This window comes from Bacillus paramycoides, from assembly GCF_001884235.1.
GTDB classification, from domain to species: domain Bacteria; phylum Bacillota; class Bacilli; order Bacillales; family Bacillaceae_G; genus Bacillus_A; species Bacillus_A paramycoides.
Genome location: NZ_MAOI01000015.1, coordinates 123,628 through 148,900 on the forward strand (window position 1 = coordinate 123,628; position 25,273 = coordinate 148,900).

The 25,273-nt window shown below is 36.5% G+C and carries 23 protein-coding genes; 17 read left to right on the top strand and 6 right to left on the bottom strand.

The window, feature by feature from the left end; translation table 11 throughout:
• Position 1: 1 nt before the first annotated feature.
• The 3 genes from BAU28_RS02085 to glpT form a co-directional block, all read right to left on the bottom strand.
• The gene (locus tag BAU28_RS02085) at positions 2-928 is read right to left on the bottom strand and encodes an ABC transporter ATP-binding protein (protein WP_071717573.1); all 927 of its coding nucleotides are present in this window, start codon (positions 926-928) and stop codon (positions 2-4) included.
• On the bottom strand, positions 915-1,934 hold the full coding sequence (locus tag BAU28_RS02090) for an ABC transporter ATP-binding protein (protein WP_071717574.1): 1,020 nt from the start codon (positions 1,932-1,934) through the stop codon (positions 915-917). The genes BAU28_RS02085 and BAU28_RS02090 overlap by 14 nt, the downstream gene beginning before the upstream one ends.
• A 273-nt stretch (positions 1,935-2,207) precedes the next feature.
• Positions 2,208-3,557 carry a glycerol-3-phosphate transporter gene (glpT, locus tag BAU28_RS02095; RefSeq protein ID WP_071717575.1) on the bottom strand — a complete coding sequence of 450 codons (1,350 nt, stop codon included), beginning with the start codon at positions 3,555-3,557 and terminating at the stop codon, positions 2,208-2,210.
• Between the two features lie 271 nt (positions 3,558-3,828).
• Between glpT and BAU28_RS02100 the strand changes: the two genes are divergently transcribed.
• The 10 genes from BAU28_RS02100 to inhA2 all read left to right on the top strand — a co-directional run bounded on the left by BAU28_RS02100 (position 3,829) and on the right by inhA2 (position 15,267).
• A complete protein-coding gene (locus BAU28_RS02100; RefSeq protein ID WP_048370760.1) occupies positions 3,829-4,287 on the top strand; it encodes a MarR family winged helix-turn-helix transcriptional regulator in 459 nt (152 codons plus the stop codon).
• A 19-nt stretch (positions 4,288-4,306) separates the two neighbouring features.
• Positions 4,307-5,920 carry an MDR family MFS transporter gene (locus BAU28_RS02105; RefSeq protein WP_071717576.1) on the top strand — a complete coding sequence of 538 codons (1,614 nt, stop codon included), beginning with the start codon at positions 4,307-4,309 and terminating at the stop codon, positions 5,918-5,920.
• A 137-nt stretch (positions 5,921-6,057) separates the two neighbouring features.
• Positions 6,058-7,029: a ribose operon transcriptional repressor RbsR gene (gene rbsR, locus BAU28_RS02110; RefSeq protein WP_071717577.1), complete on the top strand. Its 972-nt coding sequence runs from the start codon at positions 6,058-6,060 to the stop codon at positions 7,027-7,029.
• Between the two features lie 13 nt (positions 7,030-7,042).
• On the top strand, positions 7,043-7,939 hold the full coding sequence (gene rbsK, locus BAU28_RS02115) for a ribokinase (protein WP_071717578.1): 897 nt from the start codon (positions 7,043-7,045) through the stop codon (positions 7,937-7,939).
• Positions 7,936-8,331: a D-ribose pyranase gene (gene rbsD, locus BAU28_RS02120; protein WP_071717579.1), complete on the top strand. Its 396-nt coding sequence runs from the start codon at positions 7,936-7,938 to the stop codon at positions 8,329-8,331. The genes rbsK and rbsD overlap by 4 nt, the downstream gene beginning before the upstream one ends.
• A gap of 18 nt (positions 8,332-8,349) precedes the next feature.
• On the top strand, positions 8,350-9,834 hold the full coding sequence (rbsA, locus tag BAU28_RS02125; RefSeq protein ID WP_071717580.1) for a ribose ABC transporter ATP-binding protein RbsA: 1,485 nt from the start codon (positions 8,350-8,352) through the stop codon (positions 9,832-9,834).
• A 3-nt stretch (positions 9,835-9,837) separates the two neighbouring features.
• Entirely contained in the window at positions 9,838-10,773 is a 936-nt protein-coding gene (locus tag BAU28_RS02130) for an ABC transporter permease subunit (RefSeq protein WP_071717581.1), read from the top strand.
• Positions 10,774-10,787: 14 nt separating this feature from the next.
• Entirely contained in the window at positions 10,788-11,711 is a 924-nt protein-coding gene (gene rbsB, locus BAU28_RS02135) for a ribose ABC transporter substrate-binding protein RbsB (protein ID WP_071717582.1), read from the top strand.
• Between the two features lie 38 nt (positions 11,712-11,749).
• Positions 11,750-12,397 (top strand): fructose-6-phosphate aldolase, encoded by a 648-nt coding sequence (gene fsa, locus BAU28_RS02140; RefSeq protein WP_071717583.1) that lies wholly within the window; start codon positions 11,750-11,752, stop codon positions 12,395-12,397.
• 470 nt (positions 12,398-12,867) lie between these two features.
• Positions 12,868-15,267: a M6 family metalloprotease immune inhibitor InhA2 gene (gene inhA2, locus BAU28_RS02145; protein ID WP_071717584.1), complete on the top strand. Its 2,400-nt coding sequence runs from the start codon at positions 12,868-12,870 to the stop codon at positions 15,265-15,267.
• 399 nt (positions 15,268-15,666) lie between these two features.
• Here the strand turns inward: inhA2 and BAU28_RS02150 are convergent, their stop codons facing one another.
• Positions 15,667-16,821 (bottom strand): MFS transporter, encoded by a 1,155-nt coding sequence (locus tag BAU28_RS02150; protein WP_071717585.1) that lies wholly within the window; start codon positions 16,819-16,821, stop codon positions 15,667-15,669.
• A 225-nt stretch (positions 16,822-17,046) separates the two neighbouring features.
• Here BAU28_RS02150 and bdhA point away from each other — a divergent pair, with 225 nt between their 5' ends.
• From bdhA to BAU28_RS02180, 6 genes are all read left to right on the top strand, one after another.
• Positions 17,047-18,099, top strand: coding sequence for a (R,R)-butanediol dehydrogenase (bdhA, locus tag BAU28_RS02155; protein WP_000645833.1), 1,053 nt, complete (start codon positions 17,047-17,049; stop codon positions 18,097-18,099).
• A 119-nt stretch (positions 18,100-18,218) separates the two neighbouring features.
• Positions 18,219-18,563 carry a potassium channel family protein gene (locus BAU28_RS02160; RefSeq protein ID WP_048370784.1) on the top strand — a complete coding sequence of 115 codons (345 nt, stop codon included), beginning with the start codon at positions 18,219-18,221 and terminating at the stop codon, positions 18,561-18,563.
• A 265-nt stretch (positions 18,564-18,828) separates the two neighbouring features.
• Positions 18,829-19,680, top strand: a complete 852-nt coding sequence (gene cerA, locus BAU28_RS02165; protein ID WP_025149832.1) for a phospholipase CerA — start codon at positions 18,829-18,831, stop codon at positions 19,678-19,680.
• A 77-nt stretch (positions 19,681-19,757) separates the two neighbouring features.
• On the top strand, positions 19,758-20,759 hold the full coding sequence (gene sph, locus BAU28_RS02170) for a sphingomyelin phosphodiesterase (RefSeq protein WP_071717586.1): 1,002 nt from the start codon (positions 19,758-19,760) through the stop codon (positions 20,757-20,759).
• A gap of 106 nt (positions 20,760-20,865) precedes the next feature.
• Positions 20,866-22,038, top strand: a complete 1,173-nt coding sequence (locus BAU28_RS02175) for an amino acid deaminase/aldolase (RefSeq protein ID WP_071717587.1) — start codon at positions 20,866-20,868, stop codon at positions 22,036-22,038.
• Positions 22,026-23,345, top strand: coding sequence for a D-arabinono-1,4-lactone oxidase (locus BAU28_RS02180; RefSeq protein WP_071717588.1), 1,320 nt, complete (start codon positions 22,026-22,028; stop codon positions 23,343-23,345). The genes BAU28_RS02175 and BAU28_RS02180 overlap by 13 nt, the downstream gene beginning before the upstream one ends.
• On the opposite strand, the gene BAU28_RS02185 is transcribed toward BAU28_RS02180, so the two are convergent.
• A complete protein-coding gene (locus tag BAU28_RS02185) occupies positions 23,346-24,497 on the bottom strand; it encodes a VanZ family protein (protein WP_071717589.1) in 1,152 nt (383 codons plus the stop codon).
• Positions 24,498-24,659: 162 nt separating this feature from the next.
• Here BAU28_RS02185 and BAU28_RS02190 point away from each other — a divergent pair, with 162 nt between their 5' ends.
• Positions 24,660-24,863, top strand: a complete 204-nt coding sequence (locus BAU28_RS02190) for a hypothetical protein (RefSeq protein ID WP_002174894.1) — start codon at positions 24,660-24,662, stop codon at positions 24,861-24,863.
• Positions 24,864-24,902: 39 nt separating this feature from the next.
• Here BAU28_RS02190 and BAU28_RS02195 read toward each other — a convergent pair whose 3' ends face one another.
• Positions 24,903-25,190 carry an antibiotic biosynthesis monooxygenase family protein gene (locus BAU28_RS02195; protein WP_002174895.1) on the bottom strand — a complete coding sequence of 96 codons (288 nt, stop codon included), beginning with the start codon at positions 25,188-25,190 and terminating at the stop codon, positions 24,903-24,905.
• Between the last annotated feature and the right edge of the window lie 83 nt (positions 25,191-25,273).

Here is a 25,273-nt window from a genome sequence, read left to right on the forward strand (position 1 = left end):
CTTATGGTAATGCCACCCGGTGAGTTGGCGAGATTGGTTTTAAATCGTAAGCACGACCGTTTTCATTGAAATAATTTTCATATGATTTCTCGTATTCAGCGCTTACCTCACGACGTAATTTACGTTGTTGTTCTCGGTTTTCTGGACGAATATCAGGAATAGCTGATATTAGGCGCTTCGTATAGATGTGCTGTGGATTATTATAAATTTCTGCACTAGTTGCTTCTTCAACAATTCGTCCACGATACATTACACCGATTCGGTCACACATATGGCGAATTACACCTAAATCATGACTAATGAATAAGTATGTTAGTCCGAGTTCAGCTTGTAAATCTTGTAAGAAGTTTAAAACTTGCGCTTGTACTGATACGTCAAGTGCAGATACTGGCTCATCTGCAATAATAAGCTTCGGTTTTAATGTAAGTGCGCGTGCAATACCAATCCGCTGTCTTTGTCCACCGGAAAATTCATGTGGATATTTATAAATAGACTCTGGATTTAACCCAACTTTATCAAGATAATCTTGAACAGCTCTACGCTCTTCATCAGGTGAGAGCTTCTCGAAATTCCGAAGTGGTTCTGCAATAATATCCATAACGCGTTTCTTTGGATTTAAGGATGAATATGGATCTTGGAAAATCATCTGAATATCTTTTCGTTGTTCTCTTAGTTCAGAGCGACTTAACTTTGTTAAATCTCTATTATTAAAATGAATGCTACCGCCTGTCGCTTTCGTTAAGTGCATAATTGCTTTTCCAGTTGTTGATTTGCCACTCCCGGATTCCCCAACGATTCCATACGTTTCACCGGGTTGTAATTCAAAGCTGACCCCATCAACAGCCCGTACGTAGTCTAATGTGCGACCGAAAATACCACCTTTAATTGGAAAGTGTACTTTTAAATCTTCTACTTTAAGCAGTGCCATGAGTTACGTCATCTCCTTTCTTATGCTGGAAGTTGAAGTGCTTATAGCAAGTACAACGTACCCAATGGTCTGGTTTTACTTCATGTAAAATAGGATTTTCTTCATGCTGATCTGGTCTAATCCATGGAATTCGAGCTTGGAATCGACAACCCATGCGAGGAAGCTTCGCTAACGAAGGAACAACCCCTTGAATAACATGTAATTTTTCTTTTTCAGCATATGCAGATGGAATAGAATTTAATAAAGAGCGTGTATATGGATGAAGAGGGTTATTAAATATCTCTTCAACAGTTCCTGTTTCTACAATTTGTCCTGCATACATAACGACAATGCGATCAGCTGTTTCAGCGACAACACTTAAATCATGGGTAATTAAAATGATGCCCATTTTCGTTTGTTCTTGAATGGATCGTAATAAATCTAAAATTTGTGCTTGAATTGTTACATCTAGAGCGGTTGTCGGCTCATCTGCAATGATGAGTCCTGGCTTACAAGCAATTGCAATTGCGATAACAATTCTTTGTCTCATTCCGCCAGATAATTCGTGTGGGTATTGCTTATATGTAAGTTCTGGTTTTGGAATACCAACTTGATGGAGTAGTTCTAAGGTGCGTTCTTTCTTTTCTGCTTTCGAAAAGTTTGTGTGGTAGTCTAAGTTTTCTTCGATTTGTTTTCCAACTGTCATAAGAGGGTCGAGTGCTGTAAGAGGTTCTTGGAAAATCATTCCGATATTTGAACCACGTACTTTATTTATTTCAGCAGTTGACATGCTAAGTAAATCTTTATCTCTATAATAAATTTGCCCTTGTAATTTTGTATTTGCTTCATTATGCAAGCGCATAATGGAAAGGGCAAGTGCACTTTTTCCGCATCCTGACTCACCAACGATCGCGACAATTTCATTTTCATGGACAGTTAAGGACACATCATCAACTGCTGCATGATATTGATCTTGTATGCGAAAGGAAGTCTGTAAGTTTTCAATACGAAGAAGTGGATTCTTCATGGCTATCCCTCCATCTTTCTGAAAAGACTAAATATTTTGTATGTTGTTGTTATTTTAATATAAATTGACATTGTTTGACAAGAGTAAATATTCGAAAATCTTTTTATATAGAGATGAAGTGCAGTGATATAAGGAAAAAAACATTTTGAAAGCGCTAACAATATCGATGTGGATTTATGAATTATTTGTAATAAAAAAGTAGTATATGTAGAAAAAAGAGAGGCGTCCTGGAAAGAACGGTCTCTCTTTTTTTTGTAAGTATAATAATAGTACTTAAGCTTGTTTTTGCTTTGCAGATCCTGTATTTAAAGTAAGAGCAAGGAAGAACATTGCAAGTACACAAGAAGCAAGTAACAAAATGAAGCCGCCATCCCATCCGAATGCATCTACAATAAAGCCCATAGCTGCACTAGCAAAAGTAGCTCCGCCTAGGTAACCGAAGAAGCCAGTTAAACCAGCGGCAGTTCCAGCAGCTTTCTTTGGTGCTAAGTCAAGAGCGTGTAGGCCAATTAGCATAACAGGTCCGTAAATTAAAAATCCAATGGAAACAAGTGCGATACTATCAATGATTGGGTGACCAGCAGGGTTTAGCCAGTAAACGAGAACGGCAATGAATACACCGACCATAAATAAAATACCAGCAGGTGCGCGGCGCCCTTTAAATAGTTTATCACTCATCCATCCGCAAAGAAGTGTACCTGGAATACCAGCCCATTCATATAGAGCATACGCTGTACGTGAGCTACTATGAGTAAAGCTTTTTTCCTCTACTAAATAAGTAGGAGCCCAGTCTACAACACCGTAACGAACGAAATAAACAAAAACGTTAGCGATAGCGATGTACCATAAAAATTTATTGTTTAATACGTATGTAAATAAAATTTCCTTTACCGAAAGTTCGCGTTCGCGATCTTTTACTTTTTCATCTGATGGATATTCCCCAGTGTGTTCCTCAATAGAAGGTAATCCGCAAGATTGAGGTGTATCTCTCATCGTAATTAATACATAAATCCCAACTAAAATTGAAAGAATACCTGGGAAGTAAAAGATACTTTTCCAGTCATCTGCAAAGAAATATAACCCTAATGTAACGAGAGAAGGCATAAGTGCGCCGCCGACATTATGAGCGACGTTCCAAATAGACATTTTTGTACCGCGTTCACTAATAGAGAACCAGTGAACCATTGTACGTCCACAAGGAGGCCACCCCATACCTTGTACCCATCCGTTTAAAAACTGAAGTACAAACATGAGCATAATACTCGTTGTAATGAAAGAAAATGAACCAAAAATAATATTAATGATACCTGATAAAAATAGCCCAGCTGCTAAGAAATAGCGAGGGTTACAACGATCGGATACGATACCCATAAGAAATTTACTTAATCCGTAAGAGATAGATACCGCTGAAAGGATAACACCGAGTTCTCCTTTACTAAAACCTTGCTCGATAAGATATGGCATTGCCAGTGAAAAATTCTTTCGAACAAAGTAGTAACCTGCATAACCGATGAAGATGCCTAGAAATACTTGTAAGCGAAGCTTGCGGTATTCGCTGTCAATGCGATCAGCTGGTAGGCGCTCTGCATGGGGGGCAGGTTTAAATAATTGTGTTAAAAACATAAACTGAAAATCCTCCTCTGATTAATTGGAAGTGTTTTAAGACAGCGAGAATATAAAAAGGCCATGAAATATAAAAAAGTTTCCTTTTTTATGATTCATAGCCGTATACTCTGATTCTCCGTGACTGTCAATATTAACTTCGACGAAAATTATACAACTTTGTGACAGAATTGTAAACGTTTTTATGAATAAAGGTGTTGACGGATTTTGTTTGCGGGATTAATATTTAAATACGTTAAATATTTTATTGTTTAAATAAGAGGTGGATAACATGCCAAATGATATGACTCATATTGATAAAATTCAAGCTCTTACATTTGCTATAGGAAAGAAAATGCAAACAGAGCTACTGGAACAAATGCAAGCATCAGGACTTACACCACCACAGTTTTATATCTTGAAGATTTTAGATCATTACGGAGCCTCAAGAGCGACACAATTAGCGGAGAAAATGTACGTAAAACCAAGCGCAATTACAGTAATGATTGATCGTTTAATTGATCATGGGTTAGTAGAGCGCTATCACGACAATAATGATCGCCGCGTTGTTGTCATTGAGCTAACGAAAAAGGGGAAAGCTACAGTAGAAGAGGCTATGGCGGCTCGTAATGAGCATATCGCAAAATATTTCTCACAATTAGAATTACAAGAACGAGAAGATTTGTTACGCCTCTTTGAAAAGCTAGAAACAATTATTTGCGGGTCACTAGAGAAAAAAGAGAAAAACTAAGAGGAATTGAGGAGATTACATGGAGCAACAAGAAAATCAAAATAGAAAGTTGTTGTTAATCGGTTTAGTAATCGCGATGCTATTTGCTGCGTTAGACGGAACAATCGTTGGTACAGCAATGCCACGTATTGTCGGTGAACTTGGCGGATTAAGCTTAATGACATGGCTAACAACAGCTTACATGTTAACATCAACGACAGTCGTACCAATTGCAGGTAAATTAGCGGACTTACTTGGGCGTCGTAACGTATATATAACAGGGCTAGTTATTTTTATGATTGGTTCAGCGTTATGTGGTATGGCAAATGGTATGACAGAATTAATTATTTTCCGTGGTATTCAAGGTCTTGGTGGCGGTATTATGATGCCAATGGCTATGATTATTATCGGAGATATGTTCACGGGAAAAGAACGTGCTAAATGGCAAGGTATTTTTGGAGCTCTATACGGTCTTGCTTCTGTAATTGGACCACAAGTTGGTGGCTGGATTGTAGACGCAGTGAACTGGAGATGGGTGTTCTACATTAACTTACCGGTTGGTATTTTAGCGACAATCTTTATCGCAATGGGACTAAAATCACATAAACAAACGGGACCAATTAAAATTGATATCGCTGGAATCTTTACGATGATTCTCGGTGTTGTAAGTTTATTACTTGCGTTAACGTTTGGCGGGAAAGATTATGCGTGGGATTCTTGGCAAATTATCGGGTTATTTGCATTAGCTCTAATTGGTATCGTTGGCTTTGTTATCGTTGAAACAAAAGCAGAAGAACCAATCTTACCGATGCATTTCTTTAAAAATCGTACATTTACATTACTAAATGCGATTGGATTCTTTATGAGTATCGGAATGTTTGGCGCTATTATGTTCGTACCGTTCTTCATGCAAGGAATTGTAGGCGTTAGTGCTGCTGAATCAGGAACTATTATGACACCGATGATGATTACAATGATTGTTATGAGTATTATCGGTGGTCAACTTGTATTAAAGGTTGGTGTGAAACCACAGATTATTACAGGAATGCTTGTTATGGCTGGTGGATTCTGGTTATTAACAACGATGGATATGCACACAACTAAGCTTACCGCTACTTCTTATATGATGGTTATCGGTTTAGGAATGGGTCTTGTTATGCCAACACTGACATTGGCGTTACAAGAAAGCTTCCCGAAAAAAGATCTTGGTGTAGTAACTTCATCAAGTCAGTTCTTCCGTCAAATCGGGGGAACATTCGGTATTACAATTTTAGGATCAATTATGAATAACACTTCAGGTACAACATTAACAAATAAATTAGTACCTGTATTAGATACGTTCCCTAAAGAAGCAGGACAAATGGTAACAAAATTTAAAGATATGATTCATACAGACCCACAAGGTTTATATTCGATGCTCTTTAATCCAGAAGCATTAAAACAAATGCCAGAAGCATTCTCTAATAGCATCGTACCAATTTTGAAAAGTTCTTTAGTAGACTCACTTCATACTGTATTCTTAACAGGATTAGTATTTATCGTAGTAGGTGCCATCTTCACGATTTTCTTACAGAAGATTAAACTGTCTGATCGTAAAAAAGGTGCTGAAGAGCCTGCTGTGGAAGAGAAAGAACGAACTGCATCAAATTCGTAATGAAAAAGCATCGCCTTATGGCGGTGCTTTTTTGAGTATAACCTTAAAAGCTTTTTAGTGAGAAATGATTGACGTATTTATATAAATACGTTATATTATTTTCTGTAAACGGTTACATGAAATGAGGAGAAAAGAGAATGAGTACGATTAAAGACGTTGCAAAATTGGCAGGGGTATCTGTTGCGACCGTTTCCAGAGTGTTAAATAAAAATGGATATGTTCATGAGGATACGTTAAAGAAAGTAGAGCGAGCAATTGAAATGCTAGATTATAAGCCTAGTACAGTAGCACGTTCTTTATATAATAAAAAATCTCGTTTAATTGGCCTAGTTGTTCCAAATATCGTGAATCCATTCTTTCCAGAAGTTGCACGTGCCGTAGAAGATGTAGCACATAAGCAAGGTTACACAGTTGTCCTTTGTAATTCTGATGAAAGTTTAGAAAAAGAGAAACAATATATCGATGTACTTAGACAAAATAATGTGGATGGGTTTATTGTGGCAACGAATCCACAAAATAGTGTTAATTACATGAATTTATCTGTTCCAGTCGTTGCAATTGACCGTATGTTTAATGAGCGCATTCCTACTGTATATGCAGACAACTACGCAGGGAGTCAGGCTGCGACAAAGTTATTAATAGATAAAGGATGTAAACATATTGCACATATTCGCGGACCGCGCGATGTGAGTACAGCTAATGAACGTTTTGAAGGTTTTGTAGACGTTATTACGCAAAATAATCTTTCTTATATGATTGCAGAGAGTACATTCGATCCAGCTAATAGTGAACGGGTAGCGATGGAATTATTAGAAGAATATCTGCATATTGATGGAATTGTTGCTGGGAATGATTTAATTGCAATTGGTATCGTAAAGGCTGCACTTCAAAAGGGGATTTCTATTCCAGACGATTTACAAGTTATCGGATTCGATGGGATTTCTTTAACAGAAATGATGTATCCATCTATTACGACTGTTGCTCAACCAATTTATGAAATGGGGAAAATGGCAACAGAGTTGTTGTTAGAGCAGATGGAAGGAAATGCGTTAGAAGAGAAACACTATCGTTTACCGATTGAAATTATAGAACGAAATACAACAAAGTAAGGAGATGAAACAAATGCCAAATATTGCAGTAGTAGGTAGTATCTCAATGGACTTAGTGGCTGTTTCAAAAATACGTCCGAAAGCAGGAGAAACAGTAATTGGTGAAGCGTTTCATACTATCCCAGGAGGAAAAGGGGCTAACCAAGCAGTTGCTGCAGCTAGATTAGGAGCAAATGTAGCAATGGTTGGTGCAGTAGGAAATGATGATTACGGAACAGTAGTTAGAAAAAATTTAGAGAACGAACGAGTTTTTATCGACTATGTGGTACCGGTTACAGATAGAACGACAGGAATCGCTCATATCGTTTTAGCAGAGGAGGATAACAGTATTGTGGTCGTACAGGGAGCAAATGCTCTTGTAGATGAGTCAATTGTAGATCGTTCAAAAGACCTTCTTGTTAAAGCTGATATGGTTGTTCTTCAACTAGAGATTCCACTTGAAACAGTAAAATACGTTCTGGCTATTTGTGAGGAGCATAAAATTCCAGTTATGTTGAATCCAGCTCCAGCACAAGTTTTATCAGAAGATATTTTAGAAAAAGCAACTTATATTACGCCGAATGAACATGAATGTCGCATCGTATTAAATGATTTCACATCACCAATTGAAGAGTTACTTGCGAAATATCCAAATAAGTTATTAATGACTGAAGGGTCTAACGGTGTTCGATTCCATAACGGAACGGAAGTTGTTCAAGTTCCAAGTATTGCTGTAGATGTAGTGGATACGACTGGAGCTGGTGATACATTTAACGGCGCGCTAGCAGTTGCACTTTCTGAAGGAGAAACACTTCAGCAGGCTATTCGTTTTGCAAATATTGCTGGTGGTCTTTCTGTAACGAAACTTGGGGCACAGGGCGGTATGCCAACGAGAGATAGAGTACGTGAAGTGCAGGTGATTGTCGGATGAAAAAGCATGGTGTATTAAATAGTGAAATCGCGGCAGTCCTTGCTAAACTTGGGCATACAGATACGATTGTAATTGCTGATTGTGGGTTACCTATTCCTGATGGAGTAAAACGAATTGATTTAGCAGTCGAAATTGGAAAGCCTAGCTTTTTAGACGTATTACAAGTTGTTGCTGATGATATGGCAATTGAAAAAGTGACGTTAGCAGAAGAAGTCATTATGAATAATGCAGAGGTAAATAAAGAAGTTGAAATGCGATTAACAGAGCCAGCATTTGAATATGTGTCTCATAAGGAATTTAAAGAGCATACAAAGAGAGCGAAGGCGGTTATTCGTACAGGAGAAGCAACGCCTTATGCGAATGTTATTTTACATGCAGGCGTGATTTTTTAATAAAGGGATGTGATGAGAATGCATATTGAAATGAAAAATATTTCAAAAGCGTTCAATGGTAATCCTGTTTTAAAAAACGCACAGTTTATGATTGAAACAGGGGAAGTCCATGCATTGATGGGGGAAAACGGAGCGGGGAAATCGACGCTCATGAAGATTTTAACAGGTGTATATAAAAAAGACAGTGGAACCGTCACGATTGATGGGAAAGAACGAACTTTTAAAAATGCAAAAGAAGCAGAAGAGTACGGTATTGCATTTATCCATCAAGAGTTGAACATATTACCGAACTTGACGGTAGCTGAAAATATGTTTCTTGGAAAAGAGTTAATGTATGGGAGAACAGGAATATTACGTACACGTCAAATGAATGCGATTGCCCAGCAGCAATTAGCAAATCTTGGCCTACATGTGAGAGGCGCTATGCTAGCAGGTGAATTATCAGTTGGACAACAGCAAATTATTGAAATTGCTAAAGCATTAATGACAAATGCAAGCGTTATTATTATGGATGAACCTACAGCTGCATTAACAGATCGCGAAATTGAAACGCTGTTTACTGTTATTAATAAATTACGTAAAGAGGGCGTTTCATTCGTTTATATCTCACACCGGATGGAAGAAATTTTTTCAATATGTGATGCCATTACGATTTTGCGTGATGGAGAATATGTAGGGAAGAGATTAATTCCAGAAACGTCATTTGATGAAGTAGTTAGCATGATGGTAGGCCGCAGTATTGGTGAACGTTACCCAGAGCGAAATAGCCAAATTGGTGAAGTGATTTTTGAAATGCGTAACGGAACGAAAAAGGGGAAATTTGAAAATGTTTCGTTTCAAGTTAGAAAAGGTGAAATCCTTGGTGTTGCTGGCTTAATGGGAGCTGGCCGTACGGATATTATGAAAGCGATATTTGGATATGAACCGCTTGATTCAGGACAAATTTTTATGAATGGACAAGAAGTGAAAATTGATAGTCCAATAGATGCGATTAGGCAACGAATTGCTTTTATTACAGAGGATAGAAAATCTGAAGGGCTTGTGTTAGATTTTTCGATTCGTGAAAATTTAGCTTTACCAAATTTAGAGAGTCTTTCAAAGGGAAGCGTTGTTAATAAAGGCTTAGAACAACAATTTACAGAGGATATGATGAAGCTTCTTAAGGTGAAAGCAGCAGACGGAGAGCAAGCTGTAAAATCTCTTTCTGGTGGAAATCAGCAAAAGATTGTAATTGCAAAATGGCTAGGTATTCATCCGCAGTTACTCATTTTAGATGAACCAACGAGAGGTGTAGATGTTGGGGCTAAAAAAGAAATTTACTCTATTATGAATAAGCTTACCGAGCAAGGAGATGCCGTTATTATGGTATCGTCTGAGCTTCCAGAAGTTTTAGGAATGAGTGATCGTGTTCTTGTCATTCATGAAGGAAGAATCGGTGGTATTTTAGAGAAAGATCAGGCATCACAAGAGTCTATTATGGCACTAGCTACAGGGGGAGAGTAAGATATGGCTAAGAAGGGGAATGTATTACAACAACTCGGTTCTTTAATCGGTTTAGTGTTGATTATCGTAGTAATTACAGCTTTAAATCCAGCATTTATTGAAATTCCAAATTTATTTAATATACTGCGCCAAGTATCGATTAATGCACTCATTGCATTTGGAATGACCTTCGTTATTTTAACAGGGGGTATTGACTTATCGGTAGGTTCTATTTTAGCATTATCAAGTGCACTTGTTGCCGGAATGATGGCAAGTGGCATGGATCCGTTCCTTGCAATGGCAGTTGGATTATTAGCAGGTCTTGTAATGGGGATTATAAACGGTATCATTATTGCGAAGGGAAAAGTAGCTCCTTTTATTGCAACTTTAGCAACAATGACCATTTTTCGCGGGTTGACGCTTGTTTACATGGACGGACGTCCGATCACTGGACTTGGTGATCATTTAATGTTCCAAATGTTTGGCCGTGGTTATTTCCTTGGTATTCCTGTGCCAGCCGTTACAATGATGATCGCTTTTGCAGTACTGTACTTTATTTTAAAGAAAACAACGTTTGGTCGCCGTACGTTTGCGATTGGTGGAAATGAAGAAGCGGCAGCTTTATCAGGTATTAATGTTACGAGAATTAAAGTAATGATTTACGGTCTTTCCGGAATTTTGGCAGCGCTTGCAGGTATTGTCTTAACATCAAGACTAGATTCTGCACAGCCGACTGCTGGTACTTCTTACGAATTAGATGCAATTGCAGCAGTTGTGTTAGGAGGAACGAGTCTTTCAGGTGGAAGAGGATGGATTGTTGGTACATTCATCGGTGTACTTATTATTGGTGTACTAAATAACGGTTTAAATTTATTAGGTGTATCTTCTTTCTTCCAACAAGTTGTAAAAGGACTTGTAATCTTACTAGCTGTACTAATTGATCGCCGAAAAGAAGCGTAATGGAGGGGCAATTCATGAAAAAATGGTTACTGATACTCGTTGCATGCATCATGGTAGTTACTGCTGGTTGTTCAATGGAACCACCAGAATGGGCAAAGGATTCTAGCAATAAAGGTCGAAATAAAACTATTAAAGTTGGATTTTCTGTTTCAACTTTAAATAATCCATTTTTCGTCACGTTGAAAAAAGGTGCAGAAAAGAAAGCGAAAGATAGCGGCATTGAATTAATCGCTGTTGATGCACAAAATGATGCAGCGAAGCAAACAAACGATGTTGAAGATTTAATTCAAAAAGGTGTCGATGTAGTTGTTATTAATCCAACCGATTCAGATGCCGTTGCTTCAGCGGTAAGTGCAGCCAATGCAGCGAATGTTCCTGTTATTACAGTAGACCGAGTTGCAAATTCAGGTAAAGTTGTTTCTCACATTGCTTCCAACAATGTCGAAGGTGGTCAAATGGCTAGTGATTACATTCGGGAATTAGTTGGTGAAGGAACAAACGTCGCTGAGTTAGAAGGAATCCCTGGATCGTCTGCAGCTCGTGAGCGTGGGAAAGGATTCCATAACGTGGCTGATAAGTCTTTAAAAGTAGTAGCAAAACAAGCAGCAGATTTCGATCGTGCAAAAGGATTATCTGTTATGGAAAATATTTTGCAAGCAAATAGCGATATAAAAGCAGTATTTGCTCATAACGATGAGATGGCATTAGGTGCACTTGAGGCATTAAAATCTGCTGGTAAAACGGATGTAGTCGTTGTTGGATTTGATGCAACAGACGATGCTGTGAAAGCGGTTAAAGATGGACGCATGTCAGCAACAGTCGCTCAAAAACCGGAATTAATCGGAGAGAAGGCGATGGAAACAGCAAAAGAGATAACACAAGGGAAAAAAGTGGACAAATTTATTCCGATTGAATTAGAGCTTATTAAGAAAAAATAAATAAATATAAAATGAAAATTAGGAAGGAAGAATAACAAATGAAATTCTTTATTGATACAGCAAACGTTAACGAAATTAAAGAGGCAAATGCATTAGGCATAGTAGCTGGAGTAACGACAAACCCATCACTTGTAGCAAAAGAGGGCGTAGATTTCCATGAGCGCATTCGTGAAATTTGCAGCTTTATAGAAGGTCCTGTAAGTGCAGAAGTAATTAGCTTAGAAGCTGATAAAATGATCGAAGAAGGAAAAGAATTAGCGAAAATTGCTCCAAACGTTGTTGTAAAAGTTCCAATGACAACAGAAGGTTTAAAAGCAGTAAAAGCATTCTCTGATTTAGGAATTCGTACAAACGTTACATTAGTATTCTCAGCAGTTCAAGCATTACTTGCAGCTCGTGCTGGTGCGACATACGTTTCACCGTTCTTAGGTCGTTTAGATGATATCGGTCATAACGGTATGGACTTAATTCGCCAAATCGCAGAAATCTTTGCAATTCATGGTATTGAAACAGAAATCATTGCAGCATCTGTACGTCACAGCGTTCACGTAACTGACGCAGCATTAAATGGTGCACATATTGCAACAATCCCAGCAAACGTAATTGCTTCATTAGTGAAGCACCCATTAACAGATCAAGGAATTGAGAAATTCTTAGCTGATTGGGAGAAAACACAAGGGCAATAATAAGAAATGGAGAACCCAAGTTTAAATAACTTGGGTTCTTTTTTTATTTAAAAGAATTTTCATGCAATTGTGCATATTACCTTTTAAATTTGTTATATAAGCTATTTAATATATAACAAATCACTCTTTATTTTTCATATTTCGATATAAAGTGAAACTTTAATCAGTGGGGGTTTTGTCCATCCCCCACTGATTATTAGTTGAACCAATCGGGCTTTTACGGGCAGTCACCTCCCACCTAACTTCCTTGCATTCGCCGAATTTTGAGGTGGGAGTCTTACTGCCCGTTAATGCGGGATAAAGTGATAGAGGGTCTGACCAGAAAATTGGAGGGCATGATTCTATAACAGAAGGTTTAATGTTTATAGAATTATGCCTTTTTATATACAAGGGAGGATAGAGCGAGAAGATTGCGGTTAGTTTACAAGTATTTATCTGAATTTTAAGACTTATAAAAGGAGAGAAATACAATGAGAAGAAAAGCACCATTTAAAGTATTGTCGTCATTAGCAATTGCGACAATCATCGGATGCACAGCTGTAATGAGTGCTCCGCTAGCATACGCAGAAACGCCAGTGAAAGCAAAAGAAAATGTGTCTACGACGCCAATTGATCATAATTTAATTCAAGAAGATCGTTTAGCGGAGGCGTTGAAAGAAAGAGGAGCAATTAATCCAGCATCATCAAAAGAAGAGACGAAAAAAGCTGTAGAGCAATATATTGAAAAGAAACAAGGGGATCAGGCAAATAAAGAAATTCTTCCAGATGATGCTGCCAAAGAAGCATCTGATTTCGTAAAAAAGGTAAAAGAGAAAAAGATGGAAGAAAAGGAAAAGGTAAAGAAAGCTGAAAAAAATGTTAGCCCAGAGCAAAAGCCAGAGCCAAATAAAAAACAATTAGATGGGAAAGTTCCAACTTCTAAGGCGAAACAAGTTCCATATAATGGACCTGTTCGTACGGATAAAGTGCTAGTGTTACTCGTTGAGTTTAGTGATTATAAACATAATAATATTGAGCAAACGCCGGATTATATGTATTCGAAAGATTTTAGTAGAGAACATTATCAAAAAATGTTATTTGGTAATGAGCCTTACACATTATTTGATGGTTCGAAAGTAAAAACATTTAAGCAATATTATGAAGAACAGTCTGGTGGTAGTTATACGACAGATGGATATGTAACAGAGTGGTTAACTGTTCCAGGTAAAGCTGCTGATTATGGTGCTGATGGTAGTAGTGGTCACGATAATAAAGGACCAAAAGGTGCGCGTGATTTAGTGAAAGAAGCATTAAAAGCTGCAGCGGATAAAGGATTAGATTTATCACAATTTGATCAGTTCGACCGTTATGATACAAATGGCGATGGTAATCTTAATGAACCGGACGGTGTAATTGATCATTTAATGGTAATTCATGCTGGTGTTGGTCAAGAAGCTGGTGGTGGTAAATTAGGAGATGATGCAATTTGGTCACATCGTTCAAAATTAGCAAGAGATCCAGTAGCGATTGAAGGAACAACATCTAAAGTACCTTATTGGGGTGGAAAAGTAGCGGCTCATGATTACACAATTGAACCAGAAGATGGTGCAGTAGGTGTGTTTGCACATGAATTCGGACATGACCTTGGTTTACCAGATGAGTATGATACGAAGTATACAGGAGCTGGATCACCTGTTGAAGCTTGGTCGTTAATGAGTGGAGGTAGTTGGACAGGGAAAATCGCTGGAACAGAGCCAACTAGTTTTTCACCACAAAATAAAGACTTCTTACAAAAGAACATGGGTGGCAACTGGGCAAAAATTTTAGAAGTAGATTACGATAAAATTAAGAGTGGTGTAGGAGTTCCTACATATATTGATCAAAGTGTTACAAAATCAAATCGTCCAGGTGTCGTACGTGTCAATTTACCAGGTAAGAGTATTGAAACAATTAAACCTGGATTTGGAAGGCATGCATACTATAGTACAAGAGGCGATGATATTCATACGACATTAGAAACACCGTTCTTCGATTTAACAAAAGGAACAAATGCAAAATTTGATTATAAAGCAAATTATGAACTAGAAGCAGAGTGTGATTTCATCGAAGTACATGCTGTAACTGAAGATGGAACGAAAACATTAATTGATAGATTGGGAGAAAAGGTAGTCAAAGAAGATAAAGATACAACAGATGGAAAATGGATTGATAAATCATACGATTTAAGTCAATTTAAAGGGAAGAAAGTTAAACTACAATTCGATTATATTACAGATCCAGCTTTAACATATAAAGGTTTCGCAATGGATAATGTAAATGTAACAGTTGATGGACAAGTAGTATTTTCAGATGACGCAGAAGGACAGTCTAAAATGAAGTTAAATGGATTCGTTGTTTCTGATGGGACAGAACAGAAGCCACATTATTATTATCTAGAGTGGAGAAACTATGCTGGATCAGATAATGGATTAAAAGCAGGAAGAGGTCCGGTGTATAATACAGGTCTTGTCGTTTGGTATGCAGATGATAGTTTCAAAGATAACTGGGTTGGGGTACATCCAGGTGAAGGGTTCCTTGGTGTTGTGGACTCTCATCCGGAAGCGCTTGTTGGTAATTTAAACGGGAAACCAGCGTACGGTAATACTGGAATGCAAATTGCAGACGCTGCATTTTCATTTGATCAAACGCCGGCATGGAATGTGAATTCATTAACACGCGGGCAGTTTAATTATGCTGGGTTACAAGGTGTTACAACTTTTGATGATTCTAAAGTGTATAGTAACAAACAAATTGCTGATGCAGGACGAAAAGTTCCAAACCTTGGACTTAAATTCCAAGTTGTTGGACAAGCAGAGGATAAATCGGCAGGGGCTGTTTGGATTAGACGTTAATAAAGTGAAACTTTAATCAGTGGGGTTTTTGTTCATCCCCCACTGATTATTAGTTGAACCAATCGGGCTTTTACGGGCAGTTATCTCCCACCTAACTTCCTCGCATTCGCCAAATTTCGAGGTGGGAGTCTTACTGCCCGTTAATGCGGGATAAAATAAAAGCACACTCTTCATATGAAGAGTGTGCTTTTATTTATAAATTAAGTTATTATTTTAGCTTATGTAATACAACTGTTTATCCATGTGTAGTGTATCAAATTATGTGGGGAAAGGAAATATTTCCGAGGAAATTGTCGAAGTATCGTTGCCTTTTGTATTTAAATTAATTGGCATTATCCCAACTCTTTCGTTATATTACGGGTTATATCAATATGCATTAAAAAAAAGACAATGATGGAGTTAACCCATCATTGTCTTTTTTACTTTGCTTCGTACATAAATCATTCCGGCAAATGTTAATAAGAACGCCGTCCCGATAATGAAGCTTGCACTAGGTGATGCACCGATGGCTCCAACTGTAAAGGAACCAGCAACAACTCCTAACGAGAAGAATGCATAAAACAATCCGAATGCTTTTCCTCGATTACTATCTGTCGTATTTTCAACAAGTAAAGCATTAATTGATGGGAAGAGGATAGCGAATCCAGTTCCATAGATCATCATAACGATAAAGAGCATGCCTTTTGTTGCAAATAATCCGAGTAAAGATAATGCTAATGCCATTACTGTAATCCCAATTAACATTAGTTTTGAACGATTAAATCGATCGTAAATCCGATTTGTTGGAAGTAAGAAGAAGAGGATAGCAGTAATTCCGAATACACTTAACATCATGCCTGTTGTAGATGCTTTAAGTGCTAATGCCTCAACTTTTACTGGTAACATATACGTGACAATTCCTTGTGAAAACATAAGTGTGAAAGCACCAATATATGCTTGTAATAATGGTTCTGATTTCAATAGTTCAATCATATCTTCTTTGTTCATCATTTGAGTTCTTGATGTATCTTTTCTTGATACGTTATTTGGTAAGAAGAATAGAGATACGATTGTACCAAGGGCCATTAAAATAGAAATGGTAATGAAAACCCATTCTATGCCAGCAGTTGCTTTCATAATGCCACTGAAAGCAGGTCCTACGATTGCCGCTGTTCCAACAGCAGCACCAGATAGAGCCATAGCTTTTCCTTGTCGTGCTGAATTCGTTTGTTTTGATAAAAATGTAAAGGCAGCAGGGATTAAAAATCCGTCACTAAAACCGTGCATAAAGCGCACAACTAATAGTTGTTCACCACTTTGAACAACGGTGTATAACAAGACTATGAAACTCGTAAATCCCATGCTTATATAAAGTATTTTTTTTGCACCAAATTTATCGACGGCAGCTCCAGCAATAATATTACCAATCATATTAGCGAATGAGTACATACCGACAACTAGCCCGATAATAAGAGGGGTTCCTCCAAGACTTTGAGCGAAAGTACTCATAATAGGTAATTGTGAAAATGTATCTAAAAACGCTACGATAACAATAAAGTAAATAAAATATTTCAAGCGATATTCACCTCTCCTATGCTATTATGGCATAATGCTAATTTCAACTGCAATGAAATTGAATTAACAGATGTGGAAAAAAGTACAAAGTGACAAAATATTGAACGTTATTTGTTAAAAATTAGTGGAAATGAGATTGTTTTTTTGAAATATATGGATAGAAGGACTATAATAGATTTGTAAACTTCACCAGGTTAAGTATATACATAGAGAGGGATGTATAAAATGAAAGCATTACTTTGGCATAATCAACGTGATGTACGAGTAGAAGAAGTACCAGAACCAACTGTAAGACCAGGAGCAGTGAAAATTAAAGTTAAATGGTGTGGTATTTGCGGGACAGACTTGCATGAATATTTAGCAGGCCCAATTTTTATTCCGACAGAAGAGCACCCATTAACACATGTGAAAGCACCAGTTATTTTAGGTCATGAGTTTAGTGGTGAGGTAGTAGAAATTGGTGAAGGAGTTACATCTCATAAAGTGGGAGACCGCGTTGTTGTAGAACCAATTTATTCTTGTGGTAAATGTGAAGCTTGTAAACATGGACATTACAATGTTTGTGAACAACTTGTTTTCCATGGTCTTGGTGGAGACGGCGGTGGTTTCTCTGAATATACAGTAGTACCAGAAGATATGGTTCACCATATTCCAGATGAAATGACGTATGAACAAGGTGCACTTGTAGAACCAGCAGCAGTAGCAGTTCATGCAGTACGTCAAAGTAAATTAAAAGAAGGGGAAGCTGTAGCAGTATTTGGTTGTGGCCCAATTGGTCTTCTTGTCATCCAAGCAGCTAAAGCAGCAGGAGCAACTCCTGTTATTGCAGTTGAACTTTCTAAAGAACGTCAAGAGTTAGCGAAATTAGCAGGTGCGGATTACGTATTAAATCCAGCTACTCAAGATGTACTAGCAGAAATTCGTAACTTAACAAATGGTTTAGGTGTTAATGTTAGCTTTGAAGTAACAGGTGTTGAAGTTGTACTTCGTCAAGCAATTGAAAGTACAAGCTTTGAAGGTCAAACTGTAATTGTTAGTGTGTGGGAAAAAGATGCGACAATTACTCCGAACAACCTTGTGTTAAAAGAAAAAGAAGTTATTGGTATTCTTGGATATCGTCATATTTTCCCATCTGTTATTAAATTAATTAGCTCTGGCCAAATTCAAGCAGAGAAATTAATTACGAAAAAAATTACAGTGGACCAAGTTGTTGAAGAAGGATTTGAAGCACTTGTAAAAGATAAAACACAAGTGAAAATTCTTGTTTCACCTAAATAATATATAAAAGAAGAAAGTAGCCCTTTTCTAGAAATAGAAAAGGGCTACTTTTTTTATACATTGAAAGGTGATAGACTTTCCTTTAACTAAAGGTATTCTTGTTTGGAAGGGGGAGTCCAATGCTTTCATTTGTGTTAACATTGAAACGGATGCTAAGAGCCTGTTTACGAGCGTGGAAAGATAAAGAATTTCAAGTGTTATTCGTATTAACAATCTTGACCTTAATATCTGGTACGATCTTTTATAGCACGGTTGAAGGATTACGTCCTCTTGATGCTTTATATTTTAGTGTCGTGACGTTGACTACTGTCGGTGATGGGAATTTTAGTCCTCAAACTGATTTTGGGAAGGTATTTACGATAATATACATATTTATCGGGATTGGACTAGTGTTTGGGTTTATTCATAAATTGGCAGTTAATGTACAATTGCCAAGTATATTATCGAATAGAAAAAAAGAGTAAAGCATGTAATTGCTTTACTCTTTTTTTTACAATAGTTTATATGTGTATTTGCAGTAGCTTAACAATACTTTATTACAATGTAAGTGCATTCAATCATTATATTCACTATGTATAAAGTTATAGTGATATGAACATTTGCATATTTTAATTTATTAATAGAATTTTAGTGAAAGGTGGGATATTCTAGTCATAGGTTAACCGGAAGACATCGTAGGATCCTAACAAAATACTTACAATAATTCAATTATAAAATGGAGGATTTCAGATGAAAAAGAAAGTTCTTGCTTTAGCAGCAGCTATTACATTAGTAGCTCCGTTACAAAGTGTTGCGTTTGCTCATGAAAACGATGGAGGACAGAGAGTAGGAGTTATTCCGCGCTGGTCTGCTGAAGATAAACATAAAGAAGGCGTAAACTCTCATTTATGGATTGTAAACCGTGCAATTGATATTATGTCTCGTAATACAACACTTGTAAAACAAGATCGAGTTGCACTATTAAATGAATGGCGTACGGAGTTAGAGAACGGTATTTATGCTGCTGACTATGAAAATCCTTATTATGATAATAGTACATTTGCTTCACACTTCTATGATCCTGACAATGGGAAAACGTATATTCCATTTGCAAAACAGGCAAAGGAAACAGGAGCTAAATATTTTAAACTAGCTGGTGATTCATACAAAAATAAAGATATGAAACAAGCATTCTTCTATTTAGGGTTATCTCTTCATTATTTAGGAGATGTAAATCAACCGATGCACGCGGCAAACTTTACAAATCTTTCGTATCCACAAGGATTCCATTCTAAATATGAAAACTTTGTAGATACGATAAAAGATAATTATAAAGTAACGGATGGAAATGGATATTGGAACTGGAAAGGTACGAACCCTGAAGATTGGATTCATGGAGCGGCAGTAGTTGCGAAACAAGATTACGCTGGCATTGTAAATGATAATACGAAAGATTGGTTCGTGAAAGCAGCTGTATCACAAGAGTATGCAGATAAATGGCGCGCTGAAGTTACACCAATGACAGGTAAGCGATTAATGGATGCACAACGTGTTACTGCTGGATACATCCAGCTTTGGTTTGATACGTACGGAAATCGTTAAGTATTTGAAAAAGGTCAAATCTCCGAATAGAGTATTTGGCCTTTTTATCAATATACAGTACATGGAGGTTATGAGACGTGAAAAGTAAGTTGCTAAAAGGTGTACTTAGCTTTGGGATTGGCCTAGGAGCTTTATATAGCGGATCTTCTGCTCAAGCGGAAATGTCTACAAATCAAAATGATACATTAAAAGTGATGACTCATAATGTATACATGTTATCAACGAATTTATATCCGAACTGGGGACAAAGCCAGCGTGCTGATTTAATTGGGGCAGCGGATTATATGAAAAATCAAGATGTTGTTATATTAAATGAAGTATTTGATAATAGCGCTTCAGATCGTTTGTTAGGGAATTTAAAGAAAGAATATCCAAACCAAACAGCGGTATTAGGTCGTAGTAATGGAAACGAATGGGATAAAACGTTAGGAAACTATTCATCTTCGACCCCTGAAGATGGCGGTGTAGCTATTGTAAGTAAATGGCCGATCGTTGAAAAGATTCAATATGTATTTGAAAAAGGATGCGGGCCAGATAACTTATCAAATAAAGGATTCGTATACACAAAAGTTAAGAAAAATGATCGTTTCGTTCATGTAATTGGGACGCATTTACAAGCTGAAGATAGTATGTGTGGAAAAACTTCGCCAGCATCTGTACGTACAAAACAGCTACAAGAAGTTCAAGAGTTTATTACGAATAAAAATATACCGAATAATGAGTATGTGTTAATTGGTGGCGATATGAATGTGAATAAAATAAATGCTGAGAATAATAGCAATTCAGAGTATGCATCTATGTTTAAAACATTACATGCGTCTGTACCATCTTATGCAGGACATACAGCAACTTGGGATGCAACGACAAATAGTATTGCAAAGTATAATTTCCCAGATGCTCCAGCAGAATATTTAGATTACATTGTTTCTAGTAAAGACCATGCAAATCCAGTACGTATAGAAAATAAAGTGTTGCAGCCAAAGTCTCCAGAATGGTCTGCTACATCATGGTTCCAAAAATATACGTATAATGATTACTCTGATCATTATCCAGTAGAGGCGACTATTTCTATGAAGTAGTCAAAAAAGTTTCTTCGTGAAGAAGAAACTTTTTTTATTTGAAAACAGGAAAATCAATCTTTCTTTCCAATATGTATAAGACATATATAGAAGAGGAGAGAAAGATGTGGATAGAAGTATTTTTAAAGAGCTTCCATTACCGTGTGCATTTTTAGATGAAGTGGCTTTAGAGAGAAATATTCAATCTATTATTAAGTTAAGTGGTCATAAAAAGATTCGTATAGCGAGTAAATCATTACGTTCTGTTTCAACTATGAAAAAGATTTTAGCTACAAATGATTGTTTTCAAGGTATTATGTGCTTTTCACCTAGAGAAGCTTTATTTTTAATTGAACAAGGATTTAATGATTTGTTGCTAGGGTATCCTGCTTATAATGAAAGGGCTTTATATGAAATTAGTCTACTTACAAAGCAAGGTTTTATTATTACTTGTATGGTGGATTGCGAAGAGCATATTGTTTATTTAGAAAAAATTGCTGAGAAGTCTAGTGGGTGTTTTCGAGTTTGTTTAGATATTGATATGAGTAGTCGTTTTTTTCGATTTCATTTTGGTGTAAGAAGATCTCCGGTAAAAGATGTCCAGAATGCTTTAAAAATAGTAGAAAAGGTGAAGGCATCACCATATTTAATCTTAGATGGTGTAATGGGCTATGAAGCTCAAATCGCTGGGGTTGGAGATGATATGCCAAAACAATGGCTTCAAAATAAACTTATTTCGTATTTAAAGAGGAAATCAGTACTAGAAATTAATAAAAGAAGAGGGAATATCGTAAAAGAAATACAAAATCTTGGTGTTGAACTAAGGTTTGTAAATGGAGGAGGAACCGGAAGTATAAAATCAACCGAGCAAGATAACTCAGTTACGGAGATTACTGTAGGCTCTGCTTTTTATTCGCCCAAACTGTTTGATTATTATAAAGAAGTAAAATTTCAGCCAGCCGTTGGATTTGCTTTACAAGTTGTACGTAAACCTGACCGGTATATTTATACTTGCCTAGGTGGAGGGTATATTGCTTCAGGTGCAGTTGGTAAGGATAAAGAGCCTGAGGTTTGGAAACCAGATGGTGCAAAGTTATTAGCGTTAGAAGGTGCTGGCGAAGTGCAAACGCCGGTTTATTACAACGGTGACGAACAATTGTATATAGGAGATACTATATTGCTTCGCCATAGTAAGGCTGGGGAATTATGTGAGCGCTTTCCTGTTTTGTATCGTATTAAACAAGGGGAAATTGTTGGAGAGTATTCAACATATCGGGGGGATAACCAATGCTTTCTGTAAAGGGACAAAAATGGAAAAATTGGACAGGTAATATAGAAGGAACTCCGCAGTATACGATGTATCCTGAAAGTATACAAGATGTAGTAGAAGTGGTGAGACTTGCACAAGAAAAGGGGAAGAAAATCCGGGTTGTTGGTTCAGGACATTCTTTTACACCCCTCGTTCAAACAGAAGAAATTTTAATTTCTTTAGATGAATTGAGTGGGATTACGAATGTGGATTCAGAGAAGATGACAGTAGAAGTGTGGGCGGGAACAAAACTACATGATTTAGGAAAATTACTTGAGGAGAAAGGTTATGGGCAAGAGAACTTAGGGGACATTGATTCGCAATCTATTGCAGGGGCAATTAGTACAGGAACTCATGGGACCGGTGCTACATTTGGAAGTTTATCAACACAAGTGATAGAAATTACAGCAGTTTTGTCTACAGGTGAGAGTATTGTTTGCTCTGAAAGAGAGAACTATGAGTATTGGAAAGCGTTCCAGCTATCACTTGGAATGCTTGGTATCATTGTGAAGGTTAAACTGAAAGTTATTCCAGCGTACTCACTTGTTTACAAAAGTGAAAAACAGTCTTTTTCTGTAGTAATGGATAAACTGGAAGAATATAAACGAAATCGTCATTTTGAATTTTTCGTTTTTCCTTATTCAGATGACGTTCAAGTGAAACTTACAAATGAAACAACGAGTAAAGGAACTGATTTGAAGTGGCATAAACTCAAGGTGGAACTACTTGAGAATAGGATCTTTTCTTTATTATCTAAAGGGTGTAAGTGGTTTCCTTCTATTAGTAAAGGAGTAAGTCAATTATCAGCCAAGGCTGTACTTAATACAAAAATAATTGGACCAAGCTATGAAGTGTTTGCTACATCGCGTACAGTTCCTTTTTATGAAATGGAGTATAGTGTCCCTTCAAAGTATATGAGGGCTGCTGTCGAAGAGATTTCAAATCTTATTGAAAAGAAAAAGTATAAAGTGCATTTTCCAATTGAATGTCGCTATGTGCAGGGTGATGATATATGGCTCAGTCCGGCGTACGGAAGGGATTCAGCATATATTGCTGTTCATATGTATAAAGGTATGAAGTATGCTGCTTATTTTGGTGAGGTGGAGCAAATCTTTCGAAAGTATGAAGGGCGCCCACATTGGGGGAAAATGCATACATTAACGTATGAACAATTACAGTATATATACCCAGAATTTCATTCGTTTTTAAAGGTGAGGAAGTTACTAGACGAAACGGGAATGTTTTTTAATCCTTATGCAGAAAAGTTATTTACGATTATGAAAAAAGCTGACAAATAATTATTTGTCAGCTTTTTTAAGTGTAATTGCATTTCTTGTATGACTAATACGCTCGTAAAATAGTAATTTATCACGGCTAAATACATGCAATAAAACATGAATAATAAATAGACCGTTAATTACGAATAGGAATAGTAATATAACCATTAATATTAAAGGTTCTGTGCGGTTTAAAATAGAACTGCTAGAAAGAACATAATTGATTCCTCCTAAAACAAAGTAGAATATGCCGTAACGAATGAATAGTTCTTTCATTGTAATACGCTCCGTTTTTCCTTTAATGTAAATACGAAGCAAAGCTTTTCCAATCGTTTTTCCGTTCGTAAAGTATGGAATGATAATAAAGTAAATAAAGATCGAACATGTAATGAAAATAAGTTCGTATATATTTGTGTAAGATTGAATACTAGAAATAAAGAGAGAGTTTCCTTTGTTTTTAATGACAGGTACAACGATAGATAAGAAAATCCAATCAATTTGCATAGCGATGAGACGACGAACGAATCCGACTGGTTTTGTTTCTAGATTAATATGACTATCTAATTCGCTTGCTTTTGGAAGGAAGTAAGTAAATATTGGTGCAATAATAAAACCAATTACTCCTCCTAATGTGTTTAAAAACAGGTCGTCGATATCGAATAAGCGATATGCACAATTATATATACCATATAATCCAGTTACTTGTGTTATTTCAAAAAATAGTGAAAGACAAAAAGAGATGCAAATCGTCTGTAGGAAACTACGTCGGAAATAATAACGTAAGTAAATACCGAATGGAACGGTTAGTAGAACATTAAAAGCTACTTGTAAGAATGCAGATTCTTTTAATAAATAGAAATAAGTAGTTGGTTTCGTTAAAATTGCCGATGTATGATTACGAATCTCTTGTACGAAATAAAATGGTGAGAGCTGCATATGTTGTGTATTGGCCGGTTGTAGGCTACAAGTATCATACGTTTGTGGTAATGGCAGAATAACAAGAAAATAGGCATTTAATAAATAGAGTAATAAAGAGTATAAAATAAATGAGCGCCATTTATTTAAGTAACCGTATTTTCGATAATTAAATATTAAAAAAGGGATTAAGAGAAACATTGCTAAAATAGGAAATAAAATAAATGCTGTTTTGATTGGGAATAAATATGTCGTCAAAATGAAACTCCTTTCAATTAAAATCCGTCTATCATTATAGCGCTAAAAGGAGTTTGTAACAAAGTTAAAATAGAAAAAATTACAAATTAAACTCATATTAAGTTATAATTAAATTTAATATAAATATATTATGATAATATAAGTTGAGAGAGGGTACATGATATGCAATATGAGCTTTTTTCTATAAGTGGGGATCATATTACGACTTTTGAAAGCGCATGGCGTTTTCAGGAGGGGGAACAGATTTTTGTCCATGATGATAATACAAAACGAAACTTTATTATTATTCGCTTAACACATGATTTATTTCAAAAAAATACACATGTTATTCGCTTGTATTGTCAGGAAAAGAAAGTTTATGCATAAGGAGAAACCTCTTACTGTATGGGGGCAGTAAGAGGTTTTCTATTTCATATAGGAAGCATTGGATTTTGAAGAAAGGATATAATTTTGCACTTGGTGCTTCCACGTTTCACCGCTCTTTCTTTGAGGCAGCCACTCATGATAATCTTGTTGTGTTTTCCATAACATACGAACCATATATTCAGCGCCAGCATCTGTACGATGCACGTGCGAAAATTCTATGTTAATAAAACCTTGTGTGCCAGACGATGGATAATGCTGTCTAAGCGAATGAAATATTTCATTTTCATAGCCATATTTAATATGAATAAGTTTAGTAACAATAAACATACGAACACCTCTTTTTCGATAATAATAAAAAACAAGATAGAAGAGAGAACTTTAATTTTCTTTATACATGTAAGGGAAAGTAG

What these genes read in the sequence shown, in the direction of transcription:
- BAU28_RS02085 (WP_071717573.1), bottom strand. Translation starts at nt 928, where the DNA reads ATGGCACTGCTTAAAGTAGAAGATTTAAAAGTACACTTTCCAATTAAA.
- BAU28_RS02090 (WP_071717574.1), bottom strand. Translation starts at nt 1,934, where the DNA reads ATGAAGAATCCACTTCTTCGTATTGAAAACTTACAGACTTCCTTTCGC.
- glpT (WP_071717575.1), bottom strand. Translation starts at nt 3,557, where the DNA reads ATGTTTTTAACACAATTATTTAAACCTGCCCCCCATGCAGAGCGCCTA.
- BAU28_RS02100 (WP_048370760.1), top strand. Translation starts at nt 3,829, where the DNA reads ATGCCAAATGATATGACTCATATTGATAAAATTCAAGCTCTTACATTT.
- BAU28_RS02105 (WP_071717576.1), top strand. Translation starts at nt 4,307, where the DNA reads ATGGAGCAACAAGAAAATCAAAATAGAAAGTTGTTGTTAATCGGTTTA.
- rbsR (WP_071717577.1), top strand. Translation starts at nt 6,058, where the DNA reads ATGAGTACGATTAAAGACGTTGCAAAATTGGCAGGGGTATCTGTTGCG.
- rbsK (WP_071717578.1), top strand. Translation starts at nt 7,043, where the DNA reads ATGCCAAATATTGCAGTAGTAGGTAGTATCTCAATGGACTTAGTGGCT.
- rbsD (WP_071717579.1), top strand. Translation starts at nt 7,936, where the DNA reads ATGAAAAAGCATGGTGTATTAAATAGTGAAATCGCGGCAGTCCTTGCT.
- rbsA (WP_071717580.1), top strand. Translation starts at nt 8,350, where the DNA reads ATGCATATTGAAATGAAAAATATTTCAAAAGCGTTCAATGGTAATCCT.
- BAU28_RS02130 (WP_071717581.1), top strand. Translation starts at nt 9,838, where the DNA reads ATGGCTAAGAAGGGGAATGTATTACAACAACTCGGTTCTTTAATCGGT.
- rbsB (WP_071717582.1), top strand. Translation starts at nt 10,788, where the DNA reads ATGAAAAAATGGTTACTGATACTCGTTGCATGCATCATGGTAGTTACT.
- fsa (WP_071717583.1), top strand. Translation starts at nt 11,750, where the DNA reads ATGAAATTCTTTATTGATACAGCAAACGTTAACGAAATTAAAGAGGCA.
- inhA2 (WP_071717584.1), top strand. Translation starts at nt 12,868, where the DNA reads ATGAGAAGAAAAGCACCATTTAAAGTATTGTCGTCATTAGCAATTGCG.
- bdhA (WP_000645833.1), top strand. Translation starts at nt 17,047, where the DNA reads ATGAAAGCATTACTTTGGCATAATCAACGTGATGTACGAGTAGAAGAA.
- BAU28_RS02160 (WP_048370784.1), top strand. Translation starts at nt 18,219, where the DNA reads ATGCTTTCATTTGTGTTAACATTGAAACGGATGCTAAGAGCCTGTTTA.
- cerA (WP_025149832.1), top strand. Translation starts at nt 18,829, where the DNA reads ATGAAAAAGAAAGTTCTTGCTTTAGCAGCAGCTATTACATTAGTAGCT.
- BAU28_RS02180 (WP_071717588.1), top strand. Translation starts at nt 22,026, where the DNA reads ATGCTTTCTGTAAAGGGACAAAAATGGAAAAATTGGACAGGTAATATA.
- BAU28_RS02190 (WP_002174894.1), top strand. Translation starts at nt 24,660, where the DNA reads ATGCAATATGAGCTTTTTTCTATAAGTGGGGATCATATTACGACTTTT.
- BAU28_RS02195 (WP_002174895.1), bottom strand. Translation starts at nt 25,190, where the DNA reads ATGTTTATTGTTACTAAACTTATTCATATTAAATATGGCTATGAAAAT.